The 9,298-nt window shown below is 44.9% G+C and carries 8 protein-coding genes; 2 read left to right on the top strand and 6 right to left on the bottom strand.

Annotated features, from left to right (window positions below):
* The 6 genes from PK629_08425 to PK629_08400 all read right to left on the bottom strand — a co-directional run.
* Window positions 1-217, bottom strand: a 217-nt coding sequence (locus PK629_08425; protein HOP11503.1) for a hypothetical protein, incomplete at its 3' end; no start/stop codon positions are given.
* A 205-nt stretch (window positions 218-422) separates the two neighbouring features.
* Window positions 423-1,469 carry a hypothetical protein gene (locus tag PK629_08420; protein HOP11502.1) on the bottom strand — a complete coding sequence of 349 codons (1,047 nt, stop codon included), beginning with the start codon at window positions 1,467-1,469 and terminating at the stop codon, window positions 423-425.
* Complete coding sequence (locus PK629_08415) at window positions 1,460-3,106, bottom strand: M23 family metallopeptidase (protein ID HOP11501.1); 1,647 nt, start codon at window positions 3,104-3,106, stop codon at window positions 1,460-1,462. Before PK629_08415 ends, PK629_08420 begins: the two co-directional genes overlap by 10 nt.
* 264 nt (window positions 3,107-3,370) lie before the next feature.
* Window positions 3,371-4,027: a polymer-forming cytoskeletal protein gene (locus PK629_08410; GenBank protein HOP11500.1), complete on the bottom strand. Its 657-nt coding sequence runs from the start codon at window positions 4,025-4,027 to the stop codon at window positions 3,371-3,373.
* Between the two features lie 113 nt (window positions 4,028-4,140).
* Window positions 4,141-4,515: a DUF4004 family protein gene (locus PK629_08405; protein HOP11499.1), complete on the bottom strand. Its 375-nt coding sequence runs from the start codon at window positions 4,513-4,515 to the stop codon at window positions 4,141-4,143.
* 246 nt (window positions 4,516-4,761) lie between these two features.
* Window positions 4,762-6,441 (bottom strand): hypothetical protein, encoded by a 1,680-nt coding sequence (locus PK629_08400; protein HOP11498.1) that lies wholly within the window; start codon window positions 6,439-6,441, stop codon window positions 4,762-4,764.
* A gap of 240 nt (window positions 6,442-6,681) precedes the next feature.
* On the opposite strand from PK629_08400, the gene PK629_08395 reads away from it, so the two are divergent.
* The gene (locus PK629_08395) at window positions 6,682-8,094 is read left to right on the top strand and encodes a hypothetical protein (protein ID HOP11497.1); all 1,413 of its coding nucleotides are present in this window, start codon (window positions 6,682-6,684) and stop codon (window positions 8,092-8,094) included.
* 158 nt (window positions 8,095-8,252) lie between these two features.
* On the top strand, window positions 8,253-9,224 hold the full coding sequence (locus tag PK629_08390) for a hypothetical protein (protein ID HOP11496.1): 972 nt from the start codon (window positions 8,253-8,255) through the stop codon (window positions 9,222-9,224).
* The last annotated feature ends 74 nt before the right edge of the window (window positions 9,225-9,298 follow it).

The raw sequence follows: 9,298 nt of genomic DNA, 5'->3' as shown, positions 1-9,298 counted from the left end.
CTGTGCTGCTCCCCGCCCCGTTCATGAACAGCATATCCATCATGTAATTCAGTTCTTTTTCCGAATCACTGATCTGATACTGCTGTGTCAAATTGTTGTTTGTATTGCTGCCCGAAGTTGTGTTGCCGCTGTTTGTGTTATTGCCCGAACTCGCGGTATCGGCATACGGCGCCGCTCCCATATTGGGAATCGTCTCGCCGGCAGGATTCACTTTCACGCTGTTGCTTTCTGTGGTTTCACCCGCAGTATACCCTAAATTTACCGGATTGTCAATTGCGCTCGTACGGATCTCTTATGTCCGACATTTCATAATCCGAGCCTAAAAATCCCTTGTCTTTTGGTTCCTGTATTCCCTATCGTATAAAAAATTCAGCAGGGTAGATACCCTGCTGAATTTAGCATTAAATTCCAAGAAAAAAGCTTTAATTATTTGGCACAAAAACCAGCTTTTTCATCAGATCGCCATAAGTGTCTTTGGCATGGATAAAATACTCACCCGGTGCGATTTTCAAATTATATTCCTTCATGTATGTGTAGAGGTTCCACTCAATTAAATCCGGATCAAACATATAAATCGTTTCTTCACCTGCGAAACCCATGTCTCTCTTCAATCTCTCGGCATCAAATACGTCTTCGTCTTTCACAACGAAATTTGGAACTTCGACAACCTCGCCCGAAGATATAGTATAGTTGAATTTTGCTCCGTAATGAAGGTAAAATTCGATGCAGTCATCCGTTTTCCATTTTATAAAAGCGTGCGGATCACCCGTGTCTTCATATAAATAAGGAGTTTCATATAACAATTGCCATTGATCTTCGGCAATATCATAGAGATATACATACTGCATAGACCCCAGCCCGTTTTCACCGTCGAAATGACGTCTGTTAAAGGTTGCGATCTGCGTGCCTGCCTCATTCACGTCGGAATCGATAATAGAGCTCCATTCGATATCTTTAAAGTAGCTATTATCCATGATATCATGTTCTTGGCTTGTTTCAATATTGATGATGGTTTCTTGATCGACCAACACCCGCCGGTTATCAATCCATTTTACAGTTTTAATAAACTCATAAAGATAATCTTTAACGTAATGATCAAAATCGTTCAAGAAAAGATAGCTAATGTAATATGTCCAGTCGGAATTTAGATACCCAATGTTAGCCACTATTTCAATATATTGATTTTTCCCGTCGGGAGAGGGATGGACATTGAATGCTTCCACGAATTTAATAAATGCATCGTCCTCTAAATGCGGCTGTAAAATCGCCTTATATTCATCCAGCGAATAAGATGAACCCAATGGAACGCTCGGTTGGCTCAAATCGTCGGGTATGTCGTCTGCTTTGCTTGACACCGGGTTCGAAACGGCGGGAATGCTGCTTGCATCACTTGACTTCGGGTGATACTGACATCCCGAAATCAAGACAAACATACAGAGTAGTAATAGAATTGTGCGTTTTAATCCCATAAAATTTTGCCTCCTGTATTGATAACCTCTTCGGGGTCATAGAAATAATATGTAACATCATTGGTTCCTTTATATGATTTTCCGTTAGAAGCATATCCAAGAGGATCATGTGAATACTTTTCCACATCACTGCATGTAAATACCATTATATGCAGGTGAACGCCCATGTCGTTTTTTCCCTCTTTATTAACATGCCCGCCTGAATTTCCCATTATGCCAATCGGTTGACCGGAGTCCACATGATCTCCTTTTTTCACAGAATTACTATCCAAATGCATATATGCAGAGAAGAAAACTTTTCCGGTAATTTTATTTTCATGTCTAATAATAACTGTTAAACCGTTTCCACCTTTTCCACCAGCGTTACCATTATCGTGAACGTAAACCACATCACCGTCATATATTGAATATAAATTTAAATTTGTATTATTCTTATTGCCAATATCAAGCCCTATGTGTTTTCCGTCCTTACTGGAAACGTCCGCTCCGAATGCTCTTGTGGTATTGGGAAAGAGGTCCGTAGGTGTGTGGAAGTTCCCAAAATTATCGTTTCTCTCTTTTATTTCATCATAGTCATAATTATTTGTACCGACATTCCCAATTGCGATTCCCTGTGAACGCTTTATCTGATCATCTCGCATTGTTTGAGTTTCCAAATTATGAACGGTGGGATCATTTTTCGGGTTAGCGTTGTTTGAACTGCTACTCAAATTTTCCATGAATGACTTAAATGCTTCCATAACCTCCGCCGGAATTTTTCTTCCCCTGTTTTCCAAGTTCGTGATATATTGATATGCCATTTGGACACTCGGATCAGCGCTGTTTGCTGCTCCATTTAAAAACATCATATCTTCAATGTAATTATAATCCAGATCCCAATTTATATCCCCATACTTCGAAAAACCCATATCAGGTATATCTATATCCGTTACATCCGTTCTCGAGTTATCGTTTCCCGTGGTATCACCCGCAGTATACCCTAAATTTACCGGATTGTCAACGGCGCTGTTTTGCGAAAATTGCTCTTGCCGGGCGGCTTCAGTACTTAAATCATAACTTGAATTTTTTGTGTTGTCAACATTTTCTTGGTTAAAGCCGTCGACATTTTTCGACAATGTCGCATCCTGTAATCCGGCGTTGTACATGGCTTCGATGGAGTCCAAATAGCCTCCGGCGGCGGCATTGGCCCTCGTTTCTCTGTCTAAATCTATCCCATTCAACCCCGCGTTGTAAGCGTCAACAAGGTCGTCATGCCCCATTCCTTCTTCACCGAATTGCGGGCTTTTCACTGTAATGTCATCTATTGTTTTCGCCCCATTCGTTCCCGTTTTCGGATCGACTTTAACCTTGCTGCCGCTTGCTGAATTAGCAGTCGTTTTGGCTGCTGTGTTCGCAGTCGGAATGGCGCTTCTGTTCACGACGTCATCTTCCGACTCAATGATTGGCTGTGTTGCCGTGGAGGTTGCCGGCGCCTGTTCGTCCGGTACATCAACTTCCGGCGGATGATAGGTTTCGATTAGATTTACCGGTTGATAAACGTCATCCATACCCGGGATCTCCGGCGCGGTGTAATTCAACTCCCGCATTCTTTTTTCTCTCAATTCCTTCAGACGTTTTCTCAATAATTCAAAACTCATTTTATTCTCCCCATTCATTTTTATCCTTCATTTCCCGTTGCTTCCCGTCGGAAGTACTCCTGCCTATAGTATAATTTTTCCTATGCTTTTTCGCGACCCCATTCGGCATTCTTATAAATCAACTTTATTTCCCCGTTTTATCCGATTTTCAGAATGACTCTGTCAACTTTATGCAAATCCATAAGCCATCCGTTTGAGTCCTAAATCGATGGATATAAAAACAGAGGAGCCCTAAAAGCTCCTCTGAAATCACTGTAAATTCACTTATATCTTTGTCTGTTGTTTTACCGTGCTCGATCCGTCGACTATAAGATTTCCGCTGTATTCGACGGTCTTAATGCTGCAGTTTTTACCGATGATGACGTTTTTGCCGCGCACAATATCCGCCGTGGTATTTTCGAGTTCAATCTCATCGCCTTCAATCGTACCGGTCTCCAGCAGGTCATCTCTTCTGCGTCCGAGCCAGAATCCCGAACCGCCGCCCAATTTTACCGTGATTTTCCCGCCGCCGATGCTGCCGACACTGCATTTCCCGCCGAGATTGATTTCAACGGTTTCGGCATTCAACAGACCCGATACGCCGCAGCCACCGCTGAGGACAATGCGTTCCGCTTCCATATCAGTCGCCTTAATCGCACCGGATGCTTTGATGGTGTTTGCTTTAATCGCTTCTCCGATTTTAGCCGCGCCCGAACACGTGATGCTCCCCGCGTCGATATTCCCGGAACAATGAAATGACCCCGAACATTTGATATCGCCCGAACAGAGGATGTCGCCGTCCGCCTTGGCGGAACCCGAACAATGCAATTCCGTGCAGGAAATACTCCCGTTGATTTTTCCCGAACCGCTGATTTTAACATTGCCGTATTCACCGGCTGCAATCGTCCCGCTGCCCGAGATATGCATATCGTTTTTACTCATGATAACCATCCTTTCGTTGTCAGCTGTGTTGTATTCGGCGATTTTAATGATAAATCAGTAGTTTTTGCAATAACCTCGCAAATCTCCAGAATCCATGACTTTATATCCATTATTTATTTCCTCCTTAATTCCTGCGTAATGTCGATTTCTTTATCTCCGTTCTTGATTTTTATGACCGTGATCTGCTCGAAGTCATATCCGGTCTCCCCGAATTTTGTGCCGACAATGAGCAGCCGTTTCCCCCGCTGACCCTCGCTGAACTTTTCCGCGAGGTCTTTGAGTGAGGCCTCGTCTTTCGAACCGATGATTTCTTCCATTCGTGCGCAGATCAGCACTTTATCGAAAAATGTCTCCTGTCCTGTCGGAGCCGCTTTTTTAATAAACCACTCTTCGGGGATCAGCCCCATACGTTTCCAGCGGTAAAGCGCCCCGTAGGAAATGCCGTATTTGTCCAAAAGTTCTTTTTTTGAAATCAGTTCCCGTTCCACTCTACATCCTTCCTTCCCGGTTGGATTCGGTTAAATTAATTGTCATGTTTTCTCCTCTCCTTCCGCGATTCGTAACATTGTTACGGTCATAGTATATCGTAACATTGTTACGATGTCAATAGTTTTTTGAAAATATTTCAAAAATTTTATAAATTCAAAAAACCGGAGCTTTCGGTCGTTTTTCATACCGCTTGTAAGCTCCGGTTGTCTGCGTCAATATTTATAAACGATCGGGATAATTATTCTCTATCCCCGCCAGTTCTGATGATATTCACTGATATCGTGCCCGTCGATCGACAGCACACGATACAAATTGCCGTAATCGTCGTTCTCAGCGAGCATCCGATCAATTTCCTCTTTGTGACCGAGTTTTTTGGTGATATTCCAGACCGGAAGCACCGGAATTCGAAAATTGCTGTCCCATGCAGCTATACCGTCGGCGCCGGCGGCATACATTCGTTTCGCTGCATCGAGATAAATCGAGGGTCTTTCCCGTTCCCAGGGCAGCTCGGAATATACGCGAATATGGTACCGATCCGCAATCTCTTTGAATTTCGGAATATCCTTGCAGATATTTTCAACTTCGTTAAAATGCCGGCGGCGCAAAACGACCTGTGTCTTCAGCTTTTCAGACAGCTTTTCAAGATCGATCACGGACGGCTGATCCGTTTTCATACAACCCCCGAGATCCTCAAAATGAGTCATATTGGATTGAATGACGCTGTCGATCAGGCCTTCACGCGCCCAGGTCTCAACATCCAGCCCAAAATTCTTGCTGCCTTCAACGTCATAATAGACATGTACGCAGATTTTCGGTTTTTTTCTGTTCTCCCGTACCGCAAGTTCATCCAAAGAAACGCGGAGTTCGCGCATAAAACCGGTCATAAATGCGCACCATACGCCGTTCAACCGCTCGTCCGCGACCGGGAGTTCGCACGGATTGACCCCTGGATAACGCTGTTCAAATAATTGCTTAACGGGTTCTTCAAAGGCGACATGAATTCCGCGGGTGAACACGAGCGAAACGCCGTCGAACCCGGCTTTCACCCTGTCCGTCAGCCAATTCACTTGGTACTGCCGCACCGCCTCATAAGCATAAGACATCGCGCCGTCAATAACTTTCCCGCAGCGGTTCACTTGATTGAATTCGGGATGCTCATCGACAAACCGAATGGCTTTATGGTTGTTGAACGGCGTGCAAAAATTCGCAAGGTTCATGCGGTTTGCGGCATAAAGCTGAATACCGAATTTATGCGCGCAATTAACCATTTCACGACAAGCTGCATCCTTGTTTTCTGTTTCTTCTTCGCTTTCGTAACCTGTATACTGCAACGAGACGTCCTGGGATGCAAACCGTATGTCGCTGTCTGCCATGGCATTGATCATCAGCCCATATTCTTGAATGCTTTTAAAATTATAATCATGAAAAATACCGGGATCAACATAGGTATAGAGCCTTTTCGTCTCTTTCCCGATAAACATCTCTTTATGATCCGCGACTTCCTGCTCGCTCATCGGTTCGCAGCGCACCCAGACCAGTGCGGAACTGAACTCGTTGTGGTGTTCGATTGTCAGATTTTGTCCCGTCAAATCAGCACATTTCCAAAAAACCTCTTCGACATATTCGTAAGGACCCCACCCTTTTTCCGATGCTCTTGAATAAACCGGATAATGACAGCGGTCGGAATCCAGCTTGAAATAGGTTGTCGTCCGGTTCTCAATATGAAGAAGGCAGAGATAAATCCGGTGCCAGCCATGAAGACCGAGAGACAGCATCATAGCTCCGGCGTCGCTTCCCTTTCGCGCCAAAAGCATATTCCCTTTATAATCCCCAATTTCATAATCCACTGCCCGCCACCCCGACGGTGAAATTGTCCCGGAGATCACCCGTGACTTCAAATCGCAAAAAATGATGGGTTCCTTCATTTATGTTCCTCCGCAGCCGTTTTCTTTTTGCACAGTATAACATTTTTCGAAAAAGATGCAAACCCGTTTTGCAAAAAAATCGCTTTTTATCGTATATTTATTTGACATAAAAATTTTTTGTCGATATAATCTACACGAGGTGAAAGTTTAAAAATAAATTTTCAAGTCGGGGAATTTTCTTCTTCGAATTTTACCGAATCAAATCAAATTCCCAATAACTACGAAAGGGCAATCAATATCATGCCGATCGAATTAAAAAACCGACGCGAGGTCTTTTGGGATAAAACCCTCTGGGCCGAACACAAGGGCGTTGAAATTAAAACCCATCACCCGCAGTACCGCGGAACGGCTTTTACCTGCAATGCACCTTGGGAAGGTAATGTCTGCGGGTATTTTACGATTTTTAAAGACGGTGATTTATATCGCATGTACTACCGTGCATCCGATCTGCAACTCACGCGTAAAGAGACTGTCGGTATCGGGCGGTATTGCTACGCCGAAAGCCGTGACGGAAAGCACTTTACCCGCCCCGAACTGGGCATCTGCGAATTTGAAGGCAGCAAGAAAAACAATATTATCATTCAGGAAGGTTCTTTGGACAACATCTCCTTTTTCCTCGACGAGAACCCAAATTGCGATCCGGGTGAAAAATATAAAGCATTGACCGGAGAATTTGGCAAAGATTTAGTTTTGCTGACCTCGCCCGACGGCATTCATTTTACAAGAAAAGAACGCCTCGACATTGACGGTGCGTTCGACTCGCTCAATCTGGCTTTTTATGATAAAGAACGCGGCGAATATATGGCCTATTACCGCGACCTGCACGACTATACCGGCGAAAACAAATGGACCGGCATCCGCGATATCCGTAATTCCCGCTCCAAGGATTTTCTCCATTGGAAGCACCTCGGGCAACTCAACTACGGCAAAAACGCGCCCGATTTTCAAATGTACACCAACAACGTCCGCGCTTATGAACGCGCGCCGCACATGTACATCGGCCTGCCCACGCGTTATACCGAGCGCAATGTCGATCCCGAAAATTTAAAATATCTGCCAGACCGCGAACACCGCGAGGCCGTCATCAAACAGTGGGGACGCAGCGGCTATGCGATGACCGATACAATGATCATGACCTCCCGCGACGGTCTGCGCTTCCGCCGCCCGTCCGAGGCCTATGTCACACCCGGCCCGGAGCGCGAAAACAACTGGTATTACGGCGACTGTTATTTTGCCAACGCGATGCTGCAGACCGCCGGAGAGCGCCCGGGTGATGCGGATGAGCTCTCAATTTATGCCGGTGACCATTATCGCGTTGAAAACGTCGAACTGATGCGGTTCGGTGTGCGGCTCGACGGCTTCTTCTCACTTTCAGCGGGTTATCCGGGCGGGCAAATGACCACCAAACCCCTGACGTTCACGGGCGACCGTCTGACGGTCAATTTTGCCACCTCGGCAGCCGGATATGTGAAGATCACCCTTTGCAGTGAGGACGGAACACCCCTGCCCGGTTATGAAAGCCCCCGCCTGTTCGGCGACAGCGTCTGCCGTCCGGTGGATTTCGAAAAACCGCTCTCGGCGCTCTCCGGAAAATCCGTCCACCTGCGTTTTGATCTCTGTGACGCAGACCTCTACTCCATAAAATTTGAATAAGTTCCGTCATCTACATTAAAAAGCGGTCGTCAGACCGCTTTTTTGATTACAGGAAATATATTGTAATATAAGAATATTGGTGTTATAATAAAAACAACAGCATTGCCGCAATTTTGCTTCCAAAAAAGAATAAATGATTTAAGAAAGGGACTTTGTGTATGAACGACAATGACACTTCTTTAGCAACATCAAATGAAGCATCGCCGACAGATGAAATTTTAACCTGCAGAAAATGCCGCGCGGAATGGGAACCCGGGAGTGAGGTCTGTCCGTGGTGCGGTGCGGACAAATCCGGAACTCAAAAGCTGCCTTTTACGTTCAAATTTCCGAAAATTGAGCCCAAGGAATCCAAATGGAATCAAAAACGTGCTGTCCCGATCGGCAAAGCCATCCCGATTCTGCTTCTTTCCTGCGTTTTCGGCGCGGCATTATATTTCTTATTACCGGTTATATTGACGCTTTCCGCGTTTCTTTACTATGTAATACTTGTTCTGGTGATATATGCTGCTGCCAGTTTGGGCCTATCCTTCGGTATATCCGCAATCTTTAAACGCTTAATCAATGTTTGGGGGAAAGGTAACAGCACCTGGCTCACCGTAGTCACATCGCTGATTATTTTTGTTCCCTCCGCGTTGTACAATACAATCGTGTTTTGGGCCGCGGGCGGTGTTACGGGATTCATGTCTTTAATCATGGGGCTCGCTCTTCCGATTCTCGGCATTGTGGGTATTGCGATATTTAATGAACAGATCAAAAGCGGCAAGTTCTGTCCGTACTGTGATTCAAATGCATATTTGCGCAAGGATGTTTTAAAAATACATAGCTGCAACACGGAAGAACTGATCAGGCGAATCAGTGAAAATGAGCCGAAAAGCGCATTGTTCGATCTCAACACGCCTGAAATGAGCAAGTTTGCTTTCACATCGGTTGATTTATGCATTTGCAAAAAGCAGGGTTGCCGCCATGCATTGATTCAAATTTATCAACACATGATGCATATGACATACAATAAGCAAAACAACCAGTGGCAGGAAAACGATGAAAACCAACTGATCGCAGAGCATGAAATATCAGATTTCATATTCGATTCATGGGCTGCGGAATGGGATAAAAAGGACAAGTTGGCGTAAAATCCTATCATAATCTTGATTTTTCATATCCAGACATCATCACTTTTCATCGTCAATTATAAGAACCCCGCCTG

The sequence above is a fragment of the Oscillospiraceae bacterium genome, from assembly GCA_035380125.1.
Classification (GTDB): Bacteria; Bacillota; Clostridia; order Oscillospirales; family JAKOTC01; genus DAOPZJ01.
The sequence above is the reverse complement of the archived record's forward strand: the minus strand, read 5'-3'. Positions and strand labels throughout refer to the sequence as shown.